This window comes from Herbiconiux liukaitaii, from assembly GCF_041927495.1.
GTDB lineage: Bacteria > Actinomycetota > Actinomycetes > Actinomycetales > Microbacteriaceae > Herbiconiux > Herbiconiux liukaitaii.
Map to the genome: position 1 here is coordinate 282,864 of NZ_JBHFHG010000007.1, position 18,959 is coordinate 301,822.

General features: G+C 69.8%; 22 protein-coding genes. 8 read left to right on the forward strand and 14 right to left on the reverse strand.

The features are described from left to right. Positions 1–2 precede the first annotated feature (2 nt). Genes resB through ACEXQC_RS15780 form a run of 4 tightly spaced genes read right to left on the reverse strand, consistent with a single transcriptional unit; the run spans position 3 to position 3,838 of the window. Positions 3–1,643, reverse strand: a complete 1,641-nt coding sequence (gene resB / locus ACEXQC_RS15765; protein ID WP_374824448.1) for a cytochrome c biogenesis protein ResB — start codon at positions 1,641–1,643, stop codon at positions 3–5. Next, the gene (locus tag ACEXQC_RS15770; RefSeq protein ID WP_374824886.1) at positions 1,627–2,415 is read right to left on the reverse strand and encodes a cytochrome c biogenesis CcdA family protein; all 789 of its coding nucleotides are present in this window, start codon (positions 2,413–2,415) and stop codon (positions 1,627–1,629) included. Before ACEXQC_RS15770 ends, resB begins: the two co-directional genes overlap by 17 nt. 41 nt (positions 2,416–2,456) lie before the next feature. Beyond that, positions 2,457–3,152, reverse strand: a complete 696-nt coding sequence (locus ACEXQC_RS15775; RefSeq protein ID WP_374824451.1) for a TlpA disulfide reductase family protein — start codon at positions 3,150–3,152, stop codon at positions 2,457–2,459. 11 nt (positions 3,153–3,163) lie between these two features. After that, complete coding sequence (locus tag ACEXQC_RS15780; RefSeq protein ID WP_374824454.1) at positions 3,164–3,838, reverse strand: histidine phosphatase family protein; 675 nt, start codon at positions 3,836–3,838, stop codon at positions 3,164–3,166. A gap of 335 nt (positions 3,839–4,173) precedes the next feature. On the opposite strand from ACEXQC_RS15780, the gene aspS reads away from it, so the two are divergent. Then, on the forward strand, positions 4,174–5,493 hold the full coding sequence (aspS, locus tag ACEXQC_RS15785) for an aspartate--tRNA(Asn) ligase (protein WP_374824457.1): 1,320 nt from the start codon (positions 4,174–4,176) through the stop codon (positions 5,491–5,493). An 83-nt stretch (positions 5,494–5,576) separates the two neighbouring features. Here the strand turns inward: aspS and ACEXQC_RS15790 are convergent, their stop codons facing one another. From ACEXQC_RS15790 to ACEXQC_RS15815, 6 genes are all read right to left on the reverse strand, one after another. After that, positions 5,577–5,876: a Dabb family protein gene (locus tag ACEXQC_RS15790; protein ID WP_374824460.1), complete on the reverse strand. Its 300-nt coding sequence runs from the start codon at positions 5,874–5,876 to the stop codon at positions 5,577–5,579. Beyond that, complete coding sequence (locus ACEXQC_RS15795) at positions 5,873–6,139, reverse strand: glutaredoxin family protein (RefSeq protein WP_374824463.1); 267 nt, start codon at positions 6,137–6,139, stop codon at positions 5,873–5,875. Before ACEXQC_RS15795 ends, ACEXQC_RS15790 begins: the two co-directional genes overlap by 4 nt. Positions 6,140–6,164: 25 nt before the next feature. After that, positions 6,165–6,473, reverse strand: a complete 309-nt coding sequence (locus ACEXQC_RS15800; RefSeq protein ID WP_374824466.1) for a hypothetical protein — start codon at positions 6,471–6,473, stop codon at positions 6,165–6,167. An 86-nt stretch (positions 6,474–6,559) separates the two neighbouring features. Further along, positions 6,560–6,658, reverse strand: coding sequence for a 30S ribosomal protein bS22 (locus ACEXQC_RS15805; RefSeq protein WP_003792170.1), 99 nt, complete (start codon positions 6,656–6,658; stop codon positions 6,560–6,562). A gap of 84 nt (positions 6,659–6,742) precedes the next feature. Next, positions 6,743–6,937, reverse strand: a complete 195-nt coding sequence (locus tag ACEXQC_RS15810) for a helix-turn-helix domain-containing protein (protein WP_374824469.1) — start codon at positions 6,935–6,937, stop codon at positions 6,743–6,745. A gap of 113 nt (positions 6,938–7,050) precedes the next feature. Beyond that, on the reverse strand, positions 7,051–7,512 hold the full coding sequence (locus ACEXQC_RS15815) for an ArsR/SmtB family transcription factor (RefSeq protein WP_374824472.1): 462 nt from the start codon (positions 7,510–7,512) through the stop codon (positions 7,051–7,053). 192 nt (positions 7,513–7,704) lie between these two features. Between ACEXQC_RS15815 and ACEXQC_RS15820 the strand changes: the two genes are divergently transcribed. Both ACEXQC_RS15820 and ACEXQC_RS15825 read left to right on the forward strand, forming a co-directional pair. Further along, positions 7,705–9,111, forward strand: coding sequence for a TrkH family potassium uptake protein (locus tag ACEXQC_RS15820; protein ID WP_374824889.1), 1,407 nt, complete (start codon positions 7,705–7,707; stop codon positions 9,109–9,111). After that, the gene (locus ACEXQC_RS15825; RefSeq protein WP_374824475.1) at positions 9,104–9,775 is read left to right on the forward strand and encodes a potassium channel family protein; all 672 of its coding nucleotides are present in this window, start codon (positions 9,104–9,106) and stop codon (positions 9,773–9,775) included. Before ACEXQC_RS15820 ends, ACEXQC_RS15825 begins: the two co-directional genes overlap by 8 nt. Positions 9,776–9,821: 46 nt before the next feature. Here the strand turns inward: ACEXQC_RS15825 and ACEXQC_RS15830 are convergent, their stop codons facing one another. Then, positions 9,822–10,616, reverse strand: coding sequence for a GAP family protein (locus tag ACEXQC_RS15830; protein WP_374824478.1), 795 nt, complete (start codon positions 10,614–10,616; stop codon positions 9,822–9,824). A gap of 148 nt (positions 10,617–10,764) precedes the next feature. Here ACEXQC_RS15830 and ACEXQC_RS15835 point away from each other — a divergent pair, with 148 nt between their 5' ends. Both ACEXQC_RS15835 and ACEXQC_RS15840 read left to right on the forward strand, forming a co-directional pair. Then, a complete protein-coding gene (locus ACEXQC_RS15835; protein WP_374824480.1) occupies positions 10,765–12,180 on the forward strand; it encodes a sensor histidine kinase in 1,416 nt (471 codons plus the stop codon). Further along, on the forward strand, positions 12,177–12,908 hold the full coding sequence (locus ACEXQC_RS15840; protein WP_374824482.1) for a response regulator: 732 nt from the start codon (positions 12,177–12,179) through the stop codon (positions 12,906–12,908). Before ACEXQC_RS15835 ends, ACEXQC_RS15840 begins: the two co-directional genes overlap by 4 nt. Positions 12,909–12,937: 29 nt before the next feature. Here ACEXQC_RS15840 and proC read toward each other — a convergent pair whose 3' ends face one another. After that, the gene (gene proC, locus ACEXQC_RS15845) at positions 12,938–13,798 is read right to left on the reverse strand and encodes a pyrroline-5-carboxylate reductase (protein ID WP_374824485.1); all 861 of its coding nucleotides are present in this window, start codon (positions 13,796–13,798) and stop codon (positions 12,938–12,940) included. A gap of 114 nt (positions 13,799–13,912) precedes the next feature. On the opposite strand from proC, the gene ACEXQC_RS15850 reads away from it, so the two are divergent. Both ACEXQC_RS15850 and ACEXQC_RS15855 read left to right on the forward strand, forming a co-directional pair. After that, on the forward strand, positions 13,913–14,875 hold the full coding sequence (locus tag ACEXQC_RS15850; RefSeq protein ID WP_374824488.1) for a cation diffusion facilitator family transporter: 963 nt from the start codon (positions 13,913–13,915) through the stop codon (positions 14,873–14,875). Positions 14,876–15,090: 215 nt separating this feature from the next. Next, a complete protein-coding gene (locus ACEXQC_RS15855) occupies positions 15,091–15,750 on the forward strand; it encodes a glutamine amidotransferase-related protein (RefSeq protein ID WP_374824491.1) in 660 nt (219 codons plus the stop codon). 96 nt (positions 15,751–15,846) lie between these two features. Here the strand turns inward: ACEXQC_RS15855 and tadA are convergent, their stop codons facing one another. Further along, a complete protein-coding gene (gene tadA, locus ACEXQC_RS15860; RefSeq protein ID WP_374824892.1) occupies positions 15,847–16,284 on the reverse strand; it encodes a tRNA adenosine(34) deaminase TadA in 438 nt (145 codons plus the stop codon). Positions 16,285–16,501: 217 nt separating this feature from the next. Here tadA and upp point away from each other — a divergent pair, with 217 nt between their 5' ends. Beyond that, the gene (gene upp, locus ACEXQC_RS15865) at positions 16,502–17,134 is read left to right on the forward strand and encodes a uracil phosphoribosyltransferase (protein WP_374824494.1); all 633 of its coding nucleotides are present in this window, start codon (positions 16,502–16,504) and stop codon (positions 17,132–17,134) included. Between the two features lie 185 nt (positions 17,135–17,319). Here upp and ACEXQC_RS15870 read toward each other — a convergent pair whose 3' ends face one another. Then, positions 17,320–18,852, reverse strand: a complete 1,533-nt coding sequence (locus ACEXQC_RS15870; RefSeq protein WP_374824497.1) for an MFS transporter — start codon at positions 18,850–18,852, stop codon at positions 17,320–17,322. Between the last annotated feature and the right edge of the window lie 107 nt (positions 18,853–18,959).

Sequence of the window (18,959 nt, forward strand, 5' to 3'; positions counted from 1 at the left end):
GCCTAAGCCTTGATTTCGGGGGTGGTGGAGGGATCCGACGAGCTCGCAGCCGACGGGAACTGCGCGGCATGCCGTGACGCGAGCGTGGCCACGGCCTCGTCGAGCCGGGGGTCGTCGCCGCGGGCGAGTCCGGCGTACTCGACCTGCACGGTGCCGTCGGCCCGCGAGGTCGCCTTCACCCACAGCCGGCGCCGCGGGATGAACAGCGACGTCAGCAGCCCCGCGAGCACCAGGATGGCGAACAGCAGCACCCACCCCTGCGTGGCGTCGTGGTGCACGTCGAACGAGGCGAACCTCTTGACCTCGTCGAGGCTCACCGTGCCGAGCCCGTTCGGCAGGTCGGCGGTCTGGCCTGGTGCGAGCTCAATGGAGTCGACCCCGGTCGATCCGCCCGTGAGCTGGTTCATCGAGTCGGTGTCGAGCGAGTAGACGGATGCGGGCACACCCTCGTCGAGGCCCAGATCGCCGTCGTACACGTTGAGCGTGAGCACCGGGTACTCGAGTGACGGGAAGGAGGAGTAGTAGGCGCCCGTGCTCGACTCGGCCTGCGTGGGGTAGAAGAACCCGATGAGCCCGACCTGCTCGTCGAGGCCGTCCGGCACCTTGATGACGCCGAGCGAGGTGAGGTTGGAGTCCTGGGGCAGGAACGGAACGGCATCCGTGAACACCACCTCGCCCTGCGGATCGCGCACCGTGATGGTGGGCGCGTAGCCGTTGCCCAGCAGGAAGACGTCGGTGCCGCCGATCTTGAGCGGTTCGTTGACCTTGATGGCGGCCTCGGACTCCTGGCCGTCCTCCGACGTCGTCACCGAGGCCGTGTAATCGAGCGGCTGGCCGAAGGCGTTGTTCGGCTGGGTCTCGTAGGTGGCGTCGAACTGGTCGAGGGTGATGGAGTACGGATCGAGTCCGCTGTCGTCGAAGAAGCGGCCGGGATTGAAGGAGTCGTAGGCGAGGAGGGTGTTGACGAAGGTCTGCCCCTCCACGATCACGCGCTGCCCGCTGTAGCCGAAGCCGCCGCCGATGCCCACCGCGAGGAGGATGCCGACGAGCGCGGAGTGGAACACGAGGTTTCCGGTCTCGCGCATGTAGCCGCGCTCGGCCGAGACCGAGACGACCTCCTGGCCGGTGCGCTTGTCGACGTTCGTGAACACGACCGTGCGATAGCGCTGCCGCTTGAGCAGCGTCTTGGCCGAGTCGATGACGGAGGCGGCAGAGCTCCCCTCGACGTCGCGCGTCGTGAACCCCGCAAGGCGCGACAGGCGCGCCGGCGTGCGCGGGGGCTTGGCCCGCAGCGCGTCGAGGTGGTGCTTGGTGCGCGGGATGACGCAGCCGATGAGCGACACGAACAGCAGCAGGTAGATGGAGGAGAACCACACCGAGGTGTAGACGTCGAAGGCCTGCACCTGGTCGAGCACGGGAGCGAGGTCGGGGTTGTCGACGAAGTACTGGGTGACGCCGTTCGGATCCGCGGCCCGCTGCGGCACGAGCGATCCGGGCACGGCGGCGAGTGCGAGGAGCAGGAGCAGGAACAGCGCCGTGCGCATGCTCGTGAGCTGCCGCCAGAACCAGCGCAGCCAGCCCACGGGTCCGAGCCGGGGCTGCACGACCTCGGCGGAGTCGTAGTGATCAGATGGGCGTGACAAAACCGGTGATCACCGCCTGCAGCTCGTAGATCCAGAGGGTCCAGAGGCCGGTGACCATGAGCACTCCGATCACGACGAGCATCACGCCGCCGATGATGTTGATGGCGCGGATATGCCGCTTGAGGAATGCGACGGATCCCGCGACCCATTCGAAGCCGAGAGCCACGAGCACGAACGGCACGCCGAGCCCGATGCAGTAGAAGAGGCCGAGCAGCACGGAGCTCCACGCGGAGCCGCTCGTGAGGCCGAGAGCCTGGATGGCGCTGAGCGTCGGGCCGATGCACGGGGTCCAGCCGAGCCCGAACACGATGCCCAGCAGGGGTGCGCCCACGAGGCCCGTCGCGGGCCGCCAGCTCGGCTTGAACGTGCGCTGCAGAAAGCTGAACTGGCCGATGAACACGAGACCGAGCACGATCACCACGGCGCCCATGACGCGGGTGATGGTGTCCTGCCACTGCAGCAGCCAGAAGCCGAGGGTGCCGAACACGGCCGAGTAGGCGAGGAAGATGAGCGAGAAGCCCAGGATGAAGAGGGCCACGCCGAGCAGCATGCGCCGACGACCGGCTCGCCTGGCGGATCTCTCGCTCGCGGCGGCGTCGGCGGTGCCTGCGATACCGGCGGCGCCGGATCCGGCACGACTGCCCACCGATGCGCGCCCCGCCTCGGAGATGCCGCCCACGTAGCCGAGGTATCCGGGCACGAGTGGCAGCACGCACGGCGACGCGAACGACACGAGCCCCGCGAGCAGGGCTACCGGAACGGCGAGCAGCAGCTGACCGCTCAGCACGATCTCGGCGAAGGGATTGTCCACTGTCAGTCGGCTTCGGCCGGTGCGGTGGGCTCAGCCGGTTCGGTGGGCTCGCCCGTCGACCCGGAATCGGTCGACCCGGAGTCGCTGGAATCCGCGCCATCCGCACCATCCGGCAGATTCGACTCGATGAGCGTCTCGAGGATCGACGCATCCTTGACCTGACCCAGGATGCGAGCGGCGACCCGACCCTCGGTGTCGAGGATGAGGGTGGTCGGCACGGCGTTGGCCGCGGCCTTGCCCGCGAAGGCCAGCTGCATCGCGCCGTCGGTGTCGACCACCGACGGGTAGGTGATGTCGAACGTCTTCGAGAACGAGGCGGCAGTGGAGGCCTGGTCGCGCACGTTCACCCCGAGGAACGAGGCCCCACGGCCGGCGAACTCGGCGTTGGCCTCCTCGAGCAGAGGTGCCTCGGCACGGCACGGCGCGCATCCGGCGTACCAGAAGTTGAGCACGAGCACCTGGCCTGCGTAGTCGTCGGAGGAGACCTGCTCACCCGACTCGTCGACGCCCTCGAAGGCGATCGGATCGGTGCGCTCCGACTCGGCGAACTCGGTCACGACCCCGTCGCCCGAGATGTAGCCCTTGTTGCTGCCCTCGCGGTACTGCTCGGCGAGCGGATCGTTCGAGCACCCGGCGAGCACGAGGGCCGTGGCGGCCAGCGTCGCCGCCAGTGCCACGCGGATCCCGCGCGAACGCATGCGCATGCCGGTCACACCGCCCCGACGTCGAGCGCCGTGGCCGCGAGCGGTGCGCCGGGGTCGGAGTAGCCGACCTCCACGAAGCGGCCGTCGCGGCGTTCGAACGTGGTGATGCTCGAGAGGGCGCAGCGGCGCTTGCGCGGGTCGTGCGGCAGGCGCTCCCCCACGATCGTGCGGTGCGCCATCCAGATCGGGAGCTGGTGGCTGACCATGATGACGTCCCCGTGATCCTCATCGCCCTCAGCGGCGGCGGAAGCGGCTGCGACGTCGAAGGCGGCGTTCATGGCCGCGAGCATGCGCGCGGAGACGCTCGAGAACGCCTCGCCCCATGCCGGCTTCCACGGGTTGTAGAGGTAGCGCCACATACGCGGATCCCGGAGCGCCCCGCCCTTGCCCTTCATGCGGCGACCCTCGAACGCGTTCGTGGGCTCGATGATCCGCTCCTCGATGCGCGGCGAGAGCTCGAAGGCCTGCGCGATCGGCTGACCCGATTCGCGCGCCCGCTGCAGAGGAGATGTGTAGAGCGCGCTCACCGGGCGGTTGCGGGCGAGGAGGTCGTCGGCGGCCGCTCCGGCCATGCGGTGCCCGAGCTCGGAGAGGCCGAAGTTCGGCAGGCGCCCGTAGAGCACTTCGTCGGGGTTGAAGACTTCACCGTGACGGACGAGATGGAGCTGGGCGGCGGGCACCCATCCAGTCTACGATCGCGGTCGCCGTGTAACCGCCGAGAACGGGATCATGTAGCTCAGCTACACGAGACGTGTAGAACTCCGTGATTGTGCTGAACAGTCATAGCAGCTGCAATAGAGAGGAAGAAAGGCACCGACCATGACCATCATCACCCTCTCCGCTTTCGCCCTCGTCTCCGTCGCCGGCATCGCAGCGACCATCCGCGCCATCGGCATCGACGGCTACCACCGTCTGCCCACCCGCCGGGTCTGAGCCAACCGAGTCTGAGCTCACCGGCCGCCGGGCACGCCAGGCCCTCGGGGCACGGCGCGCCCGCCCGGTAGACTCCTCTACCGTGACTGAACCCCGCTCCCGCACCCTCGTCAAGAACCTCTCCGCCCTCGAAGCCGGCCCCGTCGTCGTCTCGGGCTGGGTCGACACCGTTCGCGACCAGAAGAAGGTGCAGTTCGTCGTGTTGCGCGACGAGTCCGGGGCCGTGCAGCTCGTGAACCCGCGCACCGACGAGACCGAGGCGATCTCCGAGACGATCTCGAGCCTCGCGCAGGGCTCCTTCATCACGGTGGCCGGCGAACTCAAGCACGACGAGCGCGTGAAGCTCGGCGGCATCGAGGTCAAGCTCACCGCCCTCGAGGTCGTGACCGCGGCCATCCCCGAGACGCCGATCGCGCCCGACTCCGGTGTCGACAAGCGCATGGACTGGCGCTTCCTCGACCTGCGCCGCCCCGAGCAGAACCTCGTGTTCCGCGTGCAGACCACGCTCGAGCACGCCTGGCGCACCTACTGGGTCGAGCACGACTTCATCGAGATCCACACCCCCAAGCTCATGGCCTCGGCCAGCGAGTCGCGCGCCGAGCTCTTCGAGGTCGACTACTTCGAGGGCAAGGCCTACCTCGCGCAGAGCCCGCAGTTCTTCAAGCAGATGGCGCAGCCGGCCGGCTTTGGCAAGGTCTTCGAGGTCGGGCCCGCGTTCCGCGCCGACCCCTCGTTCACGAGCCGTCACGCCACCGAGTTCACGAGTGTCGACGCCGAGATCTCCTGGATCGACTCGCACGAAGACGTCATGCAGCTGCACGAGGAGCTCATGGTCGCCGGTCTCCGCGCGGTCAAGGAGAAGCACGGCGCGGAGATCAAGGCTCTCTTCGACGTCGACGTCGAGGTGCCCACCCAGCCGTTCCCGCGCATCCCGCTCGCCGAGGCGAAGCAGATCGTGGCCGACCGCGGGTACGTCGTGCCGCGCGAGGACGACGACATGGACCCGGAGGGCGAGCGCCAGATCGCCGCCTACGTCAAGGAGACGTTCGGGCACGACTTCGTGTTCCTCACCGACTACGCCTCGAGCATCCGGCCGTTCTACCACATGCGCCACGAGGGCGACGCGGGGCTCACGAACAGCTACGACCTCATCTACAACGGCGTCGAGATCTCGACCGGTGCCCAGCGCGAGCACCGCGTGGAGGTGCTCATCGAGCAGGCGCGCGAGAAGGGGCTCGACCCCGAGGAGCTCGACTTCTACCTCGACTTCTTCCGCTACGGCGTGCCGCCGCACGGCGGGTTCGGCATGGGGCTCTCGCGGGTGCTCATGCTCATGCTGCACCAGACCAACCTGCGCGAGGTCGTCTACCTGTTCCGCGGGCCGACGCGCCTCACCCCGTAGCCCCGGTAAGTAACAGAATGAAGAGGACCGACCCCGTATAGGGCGTCGGTCCTCTTCATTTCTGTAGTTATCGGGCCACGACGTCAGATCTCGATGTCGACCGAGGCGCGATCGGAGACCCGCGCGGCCACCACCGGCGCCGCCGCCACATGCTCCGGATGCGTCTGGTAGGCATCGAGATCGGCGAGCGTCTCGTAGTCGGCCACGAGCACGACATCCCAGTTCTTCTCGAAGTACGCCATGTTCGCGCCCACGTTCAGCGCCTTCACCGAGGGCACGGTGTCGCGGAGGGCCGAGAGCACCCGCACGATCTCGGCCGCATCGGCGGCCTTCTGGTCGGGATCGGTGGCGGCGAGCTTCCAGGCGACGATGTGGCGGATCATGCGGAGGCCTCCAGCAGGGCGGTTCGGAGACGGGCCTCATCGACCCGCCAGATGGTGTGCACGCGGCCGTCGATCATGACGACCGGGATCTCCTCGGCGAACTCGTCCATGAGGGCGGGGTTCTCGAGGATCGACAGCTCCGTGATCTCGACCGAGACGGCGTCGCCGAGGTCGGCGATCACTCCGCTCACCACCGCGCGGGCGTCATCGCACAGGTGGCAACCCGGCTTGCCGATGAGGGCGAGGGCGACGGGCGTGGGCACGCTGCCAGCCTAGCGAGCCGGCCGCTCAGAGCGTGAAGTCGGGCTTGACCGTCCAGGCCGTCGTCGCCTCGAGGCGCGAGAGCAGCGCGAGCGCGCTCATCGCGGCGTGGTCGAAGCTCAGCGTGGAGTACACGTCGAGCGCGAGCGGCGGTGGCTCACCGAACCTGGGGATCTCGATCTCCACCCGCGCCCCGCCCTCGAGCTCGATGAACGGATGCACCGTGCGAGCCCCCGACACCGGCCGGTCGACCGCGAGGGACACGATCGCGAGCGCGTCGAGCTTGGTCACCGCATCGCGGACGACCAGGGTGGCGCAGAACTCGGGAGATGCCATAGAGAGATCGTGCGCCGGCAAAGCAAAAAGCGCCAGGTCGGAACCTGGCGCTCTGCTCGCGTAGCGCGCGAGACGTGAGTCTGGCGCTACTTCTTGTTGCGACGCTGGTGGCGAGTCTTGCGAAGCAGCTTGCGGTGCTTCTTCTTCGCCATGCGCTTGCGACGCTTCTTGATTACAGAACCCACACAAACCTCACACGTATCAGGGAAGACCGCGCAGTTCCGGCGGTCAGAAGGCTGAAGAGCCTCGGAGAAGTGTAGCAGGCCGCGTCAGGCCGAATCGGCGATGTGCTTGCTGACGGCGGAGGCCACGGCGGATTCGGGCACCCGGAAGGATCGGCCGAAGCGGATGGCGGGCAGCTCACCGGCATGCACGAGGCGGTAGACCGTCATCTTCGAGACACGCATCATCTCGGCCACCTCGGCGACGGTGAGGAAGCGCACGTCGTCGAGGTCTTGGGTCATGGCGAAACTATAGGGCCCAGGCACCCTCAGCGGCAACAGCAGTCACTCAGGTCACATCGATGAACCGCACACGAAACCGGTGCGGAGCGCCCCCGGTGCGTGGTGGAGCGAGCTCAGCGGCGGAGCTTCGACACCAGGTCGTCGGCCACGGTCTTCACGGCGTACGAGGTGGCGGCGGCGCGGCGACCCACGTTCTGGCCGAACGCGGCGGCAGCCGACTTGACGGCATCCGAGGCGTTGTCCCAGAGCTCGTCCTCCTCCGCCGTGTCGAAATCGGCCGAGAGGAAGGGGATGAGCCAGTCCTCCACATCCTCGAGCGGCGACACGTCGATCTTGTAGAAGCGGTGCTGGCCCTCCTCGCGGACCGCCACGAGACCGTTGTCGCGCAGCACCTTGAGGTGCTTCGACACGGTCGGCTGGCTCAGCTCCAGCTGCGCCACGAGCTCGGAGACGCTGAACTCGCCGTCACCCGCTCCGGAGGCGCTCACCTGGTCGGTGGAGACGTACCTCTCGAGCAGCAGCGACAGGAGCTGGCGCCGTGTGGGGTCGGCGATCACGGAGAAGATGTCGGCCATTCCCCAAGGGTAGTGGGGTGGCCCCTCATCCGCGCCACCTCCGGGTAGCATTGCAGCGTTCACCGAGGGCGGCCGACTGGCGGCGCCGATGCCCGGCCGAAGCGAGGAACTGGGATGAGCATCCGCAGCACCGTCGTCGGCCGCAACCCCTTCAATCGCAGCCGCACCTGGGCGGGGCGGGTGCGCCAGGGCATGCGCGAGTTCTCGGAGAAGTCGCCGTCCCGGTTCGCGATCCTCATCTTCGCGAGCCTCATCGTGATCTTCACGATCCTCTTCTCGCTGCCGGTCTCGAGCGCCTCCGGCAAGGCCACGGGTTTCGCCGACGCCCTCTTCACAGCGGTCTCGGTCATCTGCGTCACGGGGCTCTCCACCGTCGACATGGCCACGCACTGGTCGGTCTTCGGGCACGTCGTCGTCTACATCGGCGTGCAGATCGGAGCCCTCGGCGTGCTCACCCTGGCGAGCATCCTCGGGCTCGTCATCTCCCGCCGGCTCGGGCTGCGCGCCCGCCTCATCGCGGCGAGCGACACCAACCCGCTCCGCATGCACCACGGCCCCGTCGCCGAGGGTCAGGCCGTGCGGCTCGGCGAGATCGGCTCGCTGCTCGCGACCGTGGCCATCAGCGCCCTCGTGATCGAGCTCGTGATCGCGGCACTGCTGCTGCCCCGCATGCTCATCGACGGCATCGAGCTGGGCGAGGCGGTCTGGCACAGCCTCTACTACTCGGCCATGGCCTTCACGAACACGGGCTTCGCGCCCAACGCCGAGGGGCTCACGCCGTTCGCCGACGACTACTTCTTCCTCGGCATCCTCATGGTCGGCGTCTTCCTCGGCGCCATCGGCTTCCCCGTGATCTACGCGCTCGCCCGCAGCCTCGGCGCGTGGCGCAAGCGCACGAAGGGGCACGGGCCCGAGATGCGCGTGCGCTGGTCGGTGCACGTCAAGCTCACCCTCGTGACGAGTGCGCTGCTGATCGTGGCGGGAGCCGCGCTCTACATCATCCTCGAGTTCGACAATCCCGAGACCTTCGGAACGCTCGACGCCGCCGACACCGTGTTCCAGAGCTTCTTCCTCTCGGTCATGACGCGTTCCGGCGGCTTCTCCACCATCGACATCGCCGACCTCAACGGGTCGAGTCTGCTCGTGACCGACATGCTCATGTTCATCGGAGGCGGATCGGCGTCGACAGCGGGCGGCATCAAGGTCACGACCCTGGCCGTGCTGTTCCTCGCGGCCTTCGCCGAGGCGCGCGGTGTGCAGGACATGGAGTCGTTCGGTCGCCGCATCCCGGGCGACGTGCTGCGGCTCGGTGTCTCGGTGGTGCTGTGGGGGGCCACGACCGTGGCGGTCTCGAGCGTGCTCATCCTGCAGATCTCGAAGGCGCCGCTCGACTTCGTGCTGTTCGACGTGATCTCGGCGTTCGCAACCTCGGGGCTCACCACGGGGCTCACGGCGTCGTTGCCGGATGAGGGCGTCTACATCATGGCGGCCACCATGTTCATGGGCCGCGTTGGTACTGTGACTCTTGCCGCCGCCCTGGCAGCGAGCCAGCGGCAGCAGCTGTACAAGCGCCCGGAAGAGAGGCCCATCGTTGGTTGATCGCATCAAGCACGACGCACCCGTGCTCGTCATCGGCCTCGGCCGCTTCGGCGCGGCCACGGCGGGAGAGCTCGATCGGCTCGGTCGGGAGGTCCTCGCCATCGACGAGGACGAGCGTCTCGTGCAGAAATGGTCGGAGCGTGTGACGCACACCGTGCAGGCGGATGCGAAGAACGTCGAGGCGCTGCGGCAGATCGGTGCCGCCGACTTCCAGGTGGCTGTGGTGGCGGTGGGCTCCTCGATCGAGGCGTCGGTGCTCATCACGGCGAACCTCGTCGATCTGCGCATCCCGCAGATCTGGGCGAAGGCGATCTCGCGCTCGCACGGCAAGATCCTCGAGCGGATCGGCGCCAACCACGTCATCTACCCCGAGGCCGAGGCCGGCGAGCGGGTGGCGCACCTCGTGTCGGGGCGCATGCTCGACTTCATCGAGTTCGACGACGACTTCGCTCTCGTGAAGATGTATCCGCCGAAGCCGATCCGGGGGCTCAACCTCACGGAGTCGGGGGTGCGGTCGAAGTACCACGTGACCGTCGTGGGAGTGAAGAGCCCCGGCAAGCCGTTCACGTATGCGACGGAGACGACCGTGGTGTCGAATCACGATCTCATCATCGTGTCGGGCAAGTCGTCCGACATCGAGGTGTTCGCGGCGATCGGGAGCTAGCTGCGCGGGTGCGCTCGGCGCTCAGGTACTCAGGTGCCGAGCTCGCTCAGCTGCCGAGCTTGCTCAGCTCACCGAAGAGGCCGAGGGCGATGGCGGCGTCTCGGGCGATGAGGAAGCCCACGATGCCGACGATCCAGGCGGTGGTGGAGGCGGCGTGCTTCGTCATCCACGCGCTGAGGCGGGAGAGCACGGGTTCCACGGCGCGGGCCGCCACGATGCGTGCGGTCAGCAGAACGAGTGCGGGCAGGATCATGACGGCGCAGTAAGCGGCGAGGAGCACACCCGCGGTGGGCCAGGTGAGGCCCGAGGTGCTGATGAGGCCGATGCCGGCGAGGTAGGGGATCATGCTGCCGACCTCGATGGCGGCCGCGGCGAGCGCGAGCCCCATGAGGCTGAGCAGCCCGGCGGCGGGCGCGACGGCGACCCGCGATGGCGCACCCGCGGGCATCTCCTCGCTCGTGCCCATGGCGCGCTCGCGCCAGCGGTGCACGCGACCCGGCTCGGCGCCCGAGGCGCGGGCGCGGCGCTTCGGTGAGTCGATGCCGAAGCTCAGCACGAGCAGCCCCACGCCCAGCACGAGCTGCACCCCGCGCACCACGGGACTCTCGAGCAGCGACTCCACCTCGCCGCCGAGCGCCCCGGTGAGCGCTCGCGCCCCGGTGAGCAGGGCGATCCCGACCCCCAGATAGAACACGCCGACCGTGCCGAGGAACACGATCACGCGGCCGGGCCGGATGCGACCGGGGGCCATCATGAGCCAGATCGGGATGAGCAGGGTGCCGAAGCTGGTGCTGTCGATGAGGGCCAGGACGGCGAGGGATCCGAGGAGTTCGATGCTCATGCACCCAGGCTCGCGCCACCCGGGCCCGCTGTCGTCGGCCGAACGAAGCATCTCCCACACCGGCATGCCATCGCCGATCGCCCCGGACGGCACCTCCTCCATCCTTCGGAGGATGCGCCCCGGCAGGCCCTGTGATGGGATGGCGGACATGACCCCCCGGAGCGAGCCCCCCACCCCGCCCGGCGGCACCCCCACCCCACCCGACGGCCCCACCGCCCCGCCCGGCATCCCCACCCCACGCGACGCATCCACCACCCCGCCCGGCGGATCCGCCTCTTCCAGTGCGACCGCGGAGGCGCGGGGGGTCGGGGCGCGGGGGGAGGATGCGCTGGCGGCAGGGGTCGTGTTCGCGCTCGGGGTGCTGCTGGTCGCGCTCGGTTCGAGCGGGGTGTGGTCGGATGCGCCGCGCTGGCTCGGCGACGACGTCTCGCCCTGGGTGCACCTCGTGCCGCTCGCGGTGGGCTGCGGGGCGATGCTCCTCAAGCGGCGGCGGCCGATCTCGATGCTGCTCGTGGGCGTCGCCGCCGTGGTGGTCGACTGGGGGCTCGGCGGCAGCGTCGCCATGATCGTGGTGCTGTTCGACCTCCTCTACGCCGCGACCGCCTACACGACGGAGTGTCGGCGCCGGTTCGTGGTGCGGGGAGCCGTGGCGGCCGTGGTGGCGGTGGGCGTGGTGCCCCTCCTCCTCGGAGCCTCGCTGCAGGTCGCGGTGCTGCTCGCGCTGCAGACGGTCGCACTGCTGCTCGTGCCCGTGTGGTGGGCGCTCAACGTGGTGCAGAAGGGCGAGCTCGCCGAGCTGGCCGCCCGCGCCGCCGAGTTCGAACGCGAGCGGGCCGATCTCGAACGGGATCGCGCCGACGCCCTCGAGCGCGTGGCCGCCGCCGACCGCGACGACGCCGTGCGCGCAGAACGGGCACGCATGGCGCGCGACCTCCACGACACGATCGCGGGGCAGCTCTCGGTCATCGCCATCCGCGCCGAGGCGAGTCTCGCGCATCCCGCCGACGCCGAGCGCGACCGCGAGAGCCTCGCCGTGGTGCGGGAGTCGGCCGTGCGATCGCTCGGGGAGATGCGTCAGATGATCGGGCTGCTGCGCGACGGCGACGCCGATCCGCTCGCCACAGCACCCGGGCTCGAGCGCCTCGGCGAGCTCGCGGAGGCGTCGCGGCGAGCGGGGATCGACGTGCGGGTCGACCCGCCCTGGTCGTTCGCCAGGGTGGGGCCGCCGACCGCGGTCGAGCAGGCGGCGTACCGCATCGTGCAGGAGTCGATCGTGAACGCGGGCAAGCACGCCACCGGCCTGCCCGTGACCGTCGCCCTCCGCGACGACCCCGCCGGCGAGCGCCTCGTGGTGGAGTCCCGCAACCCACTCGCCCCGCACCCCGAAGCGGGTGGCAGGGCAGGGGTCGCGGCGACCGGGCGATCCCGGGGCGGCGGGCTCGGGATCGTGACCATGCGCGAGAGGACTCTGGCGCTCGGCGGCGTCTTCATGGCCGGGCCGTCCGAGGGCGAGTGGATCGTGCACGCCGAGTTCCCCACCCGCACCCTCGGAGGTCGCGCGTGATCGGGGTGCTGCTCGTCGACGATCACGCGATGATCCGCGGCGGATTGCGGATGATGCTCGAGACGGCCGGCGACATCGCCGTCGTGGGCGAGGCGGGAGACGGCGAGGAGGGCGTGCGACTCGCGCGAGACCTGCGGCCCGACGTCGTGCTCATGGACGTGCGGATGCCCGGCACCGACGGCATCGAGGCCACCCGCCGAATCGTGGCGGAGGGGCTCGCCGAGGTGATCGTGCTCACCACCTTCGACCTCGACGAGTACGTGTTCGGGGCGATCCGGGCGGGGGCGGCGGGCTTCCTCGTGAAGACCTCGGATGCGGCGACGGTCATCGCGGCGGTGCAGCGGGCGGCCGTCGGCGAGGGGATGCTCTCGCCCGAGGTGACCCGCCGCGTGCTCCGCGCAGCCGCCACCGCTGCCGCCGTGGATGCGGCCGTGGCCGTGGCCCCTGCCCCCGAAGTGCCTACAGCCGACCGGCGGCCCGCCGACACGCTGCCACCCGACGCGCGCCGCGCCGCGGTGGCACCGGCCCCGTTCGCCGACCTCACCGCTCGCGAGCGCGACGTGCTCGGCTGCCTCGCCGACGGCCTCAGCAATCAGGGCATCGCCGAGCGCCTCGTGATCGAGGAGACCACCGCCAAGACCCACGTGAGCCGCGTGCTCGCCAAGCTCGGCTGCTCCTCGCGACTGCAGGCCGCGATGCTCGCCCGCGACGCCCGCTTCGAACCCTGAGCCGCGCCCCATCCCCAGACCGGCACGGCTCAGCCGGCGGCCAGTTCCCGGGCTCGGGCCAGGGCGGCGTCGGTGGCTCGGGCGAAGAGCTGCGGCAGCGCGGCCTCCTGCAGCACCGCGAGGGCGCGCTCGGTGGTGCCCTTCGGGCTCGTCACCTGCACCCGCAGCTCCGTGGGCGACTTGCCCGAGGCCACGAGCAGCTCGGTCGACCCCGCGAACGTGCCGTTCACGAGCTCGGCCGCCTGCGCCTCGGTGAACCCCTTCTGCACAGCAGCCTCGGTGAGCGCCTCTATCAACAGATACACGTAGGCGGGGCCCGAGCCGGAGATGGTGCTGAGAGCATCGAGCTGTGATTCCGGCACCTCCACCACAGTCCCCACCGTCTCGAAGAGCGACCGCACCAGGGCGAGCTCCTCCGCCGTCGAGCGCGTACCCGCCGAGAGTCCGGTGACCGCCTTTCCCACCACGGCCGGCGTGTTCGGCATCGAGCGGATGACGGCGACCGAGGCAGGCAGGTGCTCCTCGAAGGTCGCCACGGTCACGCCAGCGGCCACGCTCACCACCACCGCGCCCTCCTCCAACGTGTCGGCGATCTCGTCGAGCAGCGCCGGCACCATCGCGGGCTTCACGGCCACGAGCACGATTGCGGCTCCGGCCACCGCCTTGCGGTTGGCGTCGGGATCATCGTCGGTGGCCAGAGCGGTGACGCCCGGGGTGCCGTCGAGCTCGGCGGCGCGCGACGCCGAGCGGTTCGTCACTCGGATGCCACCCTCCACCGACACCGTCGGTGCGAGCAGTCCGCTGAGGATCGCGCGCCCCATGGAGCCGGCCCCCAGCAGTGCGATGGAGGGAAGTCGGACGATCTGGGAGGAGGGCGAAGCGAGGCTCATCCGTCCATCCTAGAATTGGCCTGGTCGGACCGACCGGGCCCGGCGCTCGACCGGCCTCCGGGCGGGCGGAGGAGACGGGCCGGCCAGACCGGCGCACCGGCAGGGAGGATGCTCGTGAGCGCATCGGGCGGCACCAGGGCGATCATCGCGGCACTGCTCGCGAACGTCGGCATCGCCATCGCGAAGTTCGTGGCCTACCTCATCTCGGGTTCGTCGTCGATGCTCGCCGAGAGCGTGCACTCGCTCGCCGACTCCGGCAACCAGCTGCTCCTGCTGCTCGGCGGTCGCAAGGCGAAGAAGAGGGCCGACAAGGAGCATCCGTTCGGCTACGGTCGCGAGCGCTACGTCTACGCCTTCGTGGTGTCGATCATCCTGTTCTCGGTCGGCGGTGTGTTCTCGATCTACGAGGGCATCGAGAAGATCGAGGATCCCCACCCCATCGAGGCGCCGTGGATCCCGATCGGCGTGCTCATCATCGCCATGGTGCTCGAGGGCCTCTCGCTGCGCACGGGTGTGAAGGAGTCGAACCACCACCGCGGAAAGCAGACCTGGGTGCAGTTCGTGCGCCGCGCGAAGGCCCCCGAGCTGCCCGTGGTGCTGCTCGAAGACACCGCGGCCCTGTGCGGTCTCGCGTTCGCGCTCGTGGGCGTGAGCCTCTCGGCCATCACGGGCAACGGCCTGTGGGACGGCATCGGAACCCTCTTCATCGGGGCCCTGCTGGTGCTCGTGGCGATCATCCTCGGCATCGAGACGAAGAGCCTGCTGGTGGGAGAGGGTGCGAGCGATGCGGATGAGGCCGCGATCGAAGGCGCCATCACGAGCACCGCCAAGGTCGATCGCCTCATCCACATCAAGACCCTCTACCTCGGGCCCGACGAGCTGATGGTCGCGGCCAAGATCGCGCTCGCCCCCGACTCGGAGCTGCGCGACGTGGCCGACACCATCAACGCGGTCGAGCGCAGCATACGCCAGGCGGTGCCCGTGGCCCGGGTCATCTACATCGAGCCGGACGTCTACGTGGAGCCGCTCGAAGTGGAGACGAGCACCTCGGCCATCGTCATCAAGAGCGCCGATTGACAAGCGCATCGGACCGCGACCCCGGACGCGAACCGGATCTCGAGGCCGGTCACGGATCGGCCGTCGAACCCGGCAGCGGATCGGGGCCCCGGGGCGGCAGCGGATCTGGGCTCGGGGCCGGTGGAGGATCGGGGCTCAGGGGCGGTAGTCGGTCGGGGCGGCGGGTCGCGGTGGTGCGGCATGCGGAGACAATCGGGCTCGGGAACTTGGGGCCCGTGCTCGAGGCGCGCGGCTACGGGATCGACGTCGTCGAGGTGCTCGAGAGCCACACCGCCGAGGATGTATCCGCCGCGCTCGAGCGGGCAGCCGGGGCCGACCTGGTGATCGTGCTCGGCTCCACGGCCGGCGTCTACGAGACCGACAGGCACGCGTTCATCGAGCCCGAGATCGCCTTCGTGCGGCAGCGGATCGCCGCCGAACGACCAACGCTCGGTGTGTGCTTCGGCGCGCAGCTCATCGCAGCGGCGCTCGGCGGCGAGGTGCAGCCCGGCCGTGCGCCCGAAGTGGGCTACCGCCTCGTGACGCCGACCGGTGCGGGCCTCGCCTCACCCGTGCGGCACGTGGCGGGCACGCCGATGGCGCAGTGGCACGGCGACACCTTCGAGCTGCCCGCTGCGGCCACGCTCCTGGCCTCGTCGGAGGCCTACGAGAACCAGGCGTTCGGGATCGGCGGGTGGTTGCTCGCGGTGCAGTTCCACCCCGAGCTCACGGATGCGATGCACGAGCAGTGGGTCGTCTCCGACGCCGCCTATCTCGAGCGCCACGGGATCGACCCCGCCACCCTCCGCACCGAGCGCGCGCAGCACGGCGCCGCGCTGCAGGAGGCCTCCGCCCGCCTCCTCGGCGAGTACCTCGACGGCCTCGCCCCCCGCTGAGCTCCCGCCGCACACCCGCACCTCCGCTTCATCGCGCCGGCACGCCCGCGCCACCGCACCGCCACGCCGCCGCACATCCGCTGCGCCGCTGCGGCGCTAGGACCGGTCGGCGCCTCGGAAGAAGGTCGTGAGGAGCTCGCTGCAGGCCTCGGCCTCGATGCCTGCGACCACCTCGACCCGGTGGTTGAGCCGCCGATCACGCAGCACGTCGTAGACGGAACCGGCCGCCCCCGCCTTCTCGTCCCAGGCGCCGAAGACCACACGGGGCACACGCGCGGCGAGGATGGCCCCCGCACACATGACGCACGGCTCGAGCGTGACCACGAGGGTGGCCCCCGAGAGGTGCCAGTCGCCGAGGGCCGCCGCCGCCTGACGGAGGGCGACGACCTCGGCGTGCGCGGTCGGATCCTGGTGCAGCTCCCGCTCGTTGCGGCCCACCCCGAGCACGGTGCCATCGCTCCCCACCACGATCGCGCCGACGGGCACGTCACCCCAGCTGAGGGCCCGGCGCGCTTCGGCGAGCGCGAGAGCCATCCACTCCTCGAGCACGGCGTCGGAGGGAAGAGGACCGAGCGGCACGACCGACCGCTCCCGAGTGGGTGCGAGATCTCGAGCCGACGAGTGATCCGAATCAGCAGAGCGATCCGGGGCGACCAAGTGATCCCGTGCAGCCGGGGCGACGTCGGCAGCTGCCCACCTCGCCGACTCTTCCGCCACGATCGCCCCCCTCCGCGTCCAGTAGATTGAGCCTATGCGAGTACACGTTGCCGATCACCCGCTCATCACGCACAAGCTCACGGTGCTGCGCGACAAGGCGACCCCGTCGCCCACGTTCCGCGCTCTCGCCGAAGAGCTCGTGACCCTCCTGGCCTACGAGGCCACCCGCAACGTGACCGTCGTGCCGGTGACGGTGCAGACGCCCGTCTCCGAGGCGCAGGGCGTGGCGATCGCCGAGCCGCGTCCGCTCGTGGTGCCCATCCTCCGTGCGGGGCTCGGCATGCTCGAGGGCATGGTCAAGCTCGTGCCGAGCGCCGAGGTCGGCTTCCTCGGCATGGTGCGCAACGAGGAGACCCTCGAGCCCACCACCTACGCCGAGCGCCTCCCCGACGACCTGAGCGACCGCCAGTGCTTCGTGCTCGACCCCATGCTCGCCACCGGTGGGTCGCTGAGCGCCGCGATCGAGTTCCTCTTCAAGCGCGGCGCCCAGGATGTCACCGCCATCTGCCTGCTCGGCGCCCCCGAGGGTGTCGCCGCCCTCGAGAAGGCCACCGCAGGCCGCGACGTCACGCTCGTACTAGGCGCCCTCGACGAGAAGCTCAACGAGAAGGGCTACATCGTGCCCGGCCTCGGAGACGCCGGAGACCGCTTGTACGGAACGGTCTGAGGCCTACGGCCGCAGACCGTTCCGCTCGCGCCGCCGCCTCTGCGGCGCGAGGCGACATGTTCGGGTGTGGTCGCTTCGCGGCCACGCCCTCACCCTGGGTCAGCGAGTACGGCCTGCAGCTTCGGGAATCGTCGGCGGTCCCTGCGGATGACCAGTGTCAGCGCCCAAGCGTCACGACAGCCTGACTACTCGTCAGTCGCCACCGGGTCAGCCACCGGCACCGCAGCCGCAGTATCCGAGTCAGAAGCGTCATCCTCCGGGTCGTCGGCCTCCCGCTTCCGCCGCAGCAGATCGACGAGCCCGATCGCCAGCGCCACGAGGATGAGCGCGAGCGTCACGAAGAACGCGTTGCGGAAGCCGTCGTGGTACACCTCGACGTTGTCCGAGTTGCCGGGCCCCTCGCTGTAGAGGGTCGAGAAGAAGATCGACGAGGCCGCCGCCACACCCACGGCGGTGCCGACCCGCTGACCCACCTGCGCCATCGACCCCGCCACGCCACCCTCGGTGACCGGGATCTCGGCGAGCGTGAGCGTCTGGTTCGGCGAGATCACGAAGCCGCCACCGGCTCCGGCCACCGCCATCGCACCCGCCATGAACCAGATCGAGTACTCGGCGGGCGGTAGCGTGGCCCCCAGCAGCACGAGCACGAAGCCCACGAACGCCACCACGAGCCCCATCACCACGAGTGAGCGCCCGTACTTCGCCACGAGCCGCCCGCCGATGAGCGCCGTGACCGCCGAGGTGAGGGCGAACGGGATGCTCACCATGCCCGCGAACACCGGCTCGTAGCCGAGACCCTCCTGCAGGAAGAGCGTCGTGAGCAGGAAGACCGCCGGGATCGCGGCGAAATAGGCGGCGGCGAGCAGCAGTCCGTTGCGGTACGAGCCGAGCTTGAAGAGCGCGAAGTGGATGGCGGGCGACTTGCCCGCGGCCTCGTAGCGCCGCTCCCACGCGATGAACAGCACGACGGCGACCGCGCATCCGACGAGCGACAGCCACCTCAGGGGGCTGTCATCCGGCCCGCCCGTGGTGAGCACGAACGGCAGCATGAACAAGAAGACCGAGGCGCCGAGCAGCACGATACCCACGAGGTCGAGGTTGCGCGCACCAGGCTGGTGCGGCTGCGTCTTCGGCAGCAGCCACAGGGCCAGCACGAGGGCGATGATGCCGAGGGGCACGTTCATCCAGAACAGCAGTCGCCACCCGTCGTCGGGCCCCCCGACGGCGATCAGCAGACCGCCAAGCGTGGGGCCGAAGGCGGTGGAGATGCCGATCGTGGCACCGAAGAGCCCGAACGCGCGGCCCCGCTCCTCCCCCTGGAAGAGCTGCTGCACGAGCCCCAGCACCTGGGGCATCTGCACACCGGCCGCGACCCCCTGCAGGATGCGGGCGATGAGCAGCGTCTCGATGTCGGGCGCGATGGCGCAGAATGCGCTCGCGAGGGTGAAGCCGCTGAGGCCCACGATGAACATGACCTTGCGCGAGTAGAGATCGCCCAGCCGCCCTGCGGGCACGAGCGCCAGGCCGAAGGCCAGGGCGTACCCCGCCACGATGATCTGCAGCGCCGTGGAGTCCGCTCCGAGCGACTTCTCGATGGAGGGCAGCCCCACGTTGACCTTCGAGAGATCGAGGATCGTGAGGGCGGCGACGGCGACGCAGACGCCGAAGGCCTGCCAGCGTGCGCGGGGGGAGATCTGGAGTGCAGAGGGGGAGCTCATACGGCACAACCTATACCTGTGGTAACTATCCCCCTCGGTCTGGGAGTCGACGGATTTCCGACGCTGAGCACTTGACTTCTCGCCTGCCCTTCGGGTTTGATGAGGGC

What these genes read in the sequence shown, in the direction of transcription:
- ACEXQC_RS15775 (WP_374824451.1), bottom strand. Translation starts at nt 3,152, where the DNA reads ATGCGTTCGCGCGGGATCCGCGTGGCACTGGCGGCGACGCTGGCCGCC.
- ACEXQC_RS15790 (WP_374824460.1), bottom strand. Translation starts at nt 5,876, where the DNA reads ATGATCCGCCACATCGTCGCCTGGAAGCTCGCCGCCACCGATCCCGAC.
- ACEXQC_RS15800 (WP_374824466.1), bottom strand. Translation starts at nt 6,473, where the DNA reads ATGGCATCTCCCGAGTTCTGCGCCACCCTGGTCGTCCGCGATGCGGTG.
- ACEXQC_RS15810 (WP_374824469.1), bottom strand. Translation starts at nt 6,937, where the DNA reads ATGACCCAAGACCTCGACGACGTGCGCTTCCTCACCGTCGCCGAGGTG.
- ACEXQC_RS15815 (WP_374824472.1), bottom strand. Translation starts at nt 7,512, where the DNA reads ATGGCCGACATCTTCTCCGTGATCGCCGACCCCACACGGCGCCAGCTC.
- ACEXQC_RS15820 (WP_374824889.1), top strand. Translation starts at nt 7,705, where the DNA reads ATGCGCGAGTTCTCGGAGAAGTCGCCGTCCCGGTTCGCGATCCTCATC.
- ACEXQC_RS15830 (WP_374824478.1), bottom strand. Translation starts at nt 10,616, where the DNA reads ATGAGCATCGAACTCCTCGGATCCCTCGCCGTCCTGGCCCTCATCGAC.
- ACEXQC_RS15835 (WP_374824480.1), top strand. Translation starts at nt 10,765, where the DNA reads ATGACCCCCCGGAGCGAGCCCCCCACCCCGCCCGGCGGCACCCCCACC.
- proC (WP_374824485.1), bottom strand. Translation starts at nt 13,798, where the DNA reads ATGAGCCTCGCTTCGCCCTCCTCCCAGATCGTCCGACTTCCCTCCATC.
- tadA (WP_374824892.1), bottom strand. Translation starts at nt 16,284, where the DNA reads ATGGCTCTCGCGCTCGCCGAAGCGCGCCGGGCCCTCAGCTGGGGTGAC.
- upp (WP_374824494.1), top strand. Translation starts at nt 16,502, where the DNA reads ATGCGAGTACACGTTGCCGATCACCCGCTCATCACGCACAAGCTCACG.
- ACEXQC_RS15870 (WP_374824497.1), bottom strand. Translation starts at nt 18,852, where the DNA reads ATGAGCTCCCCCTCTGCACTCCAGATCTCCCCCCGCGCACGCTGGCAG.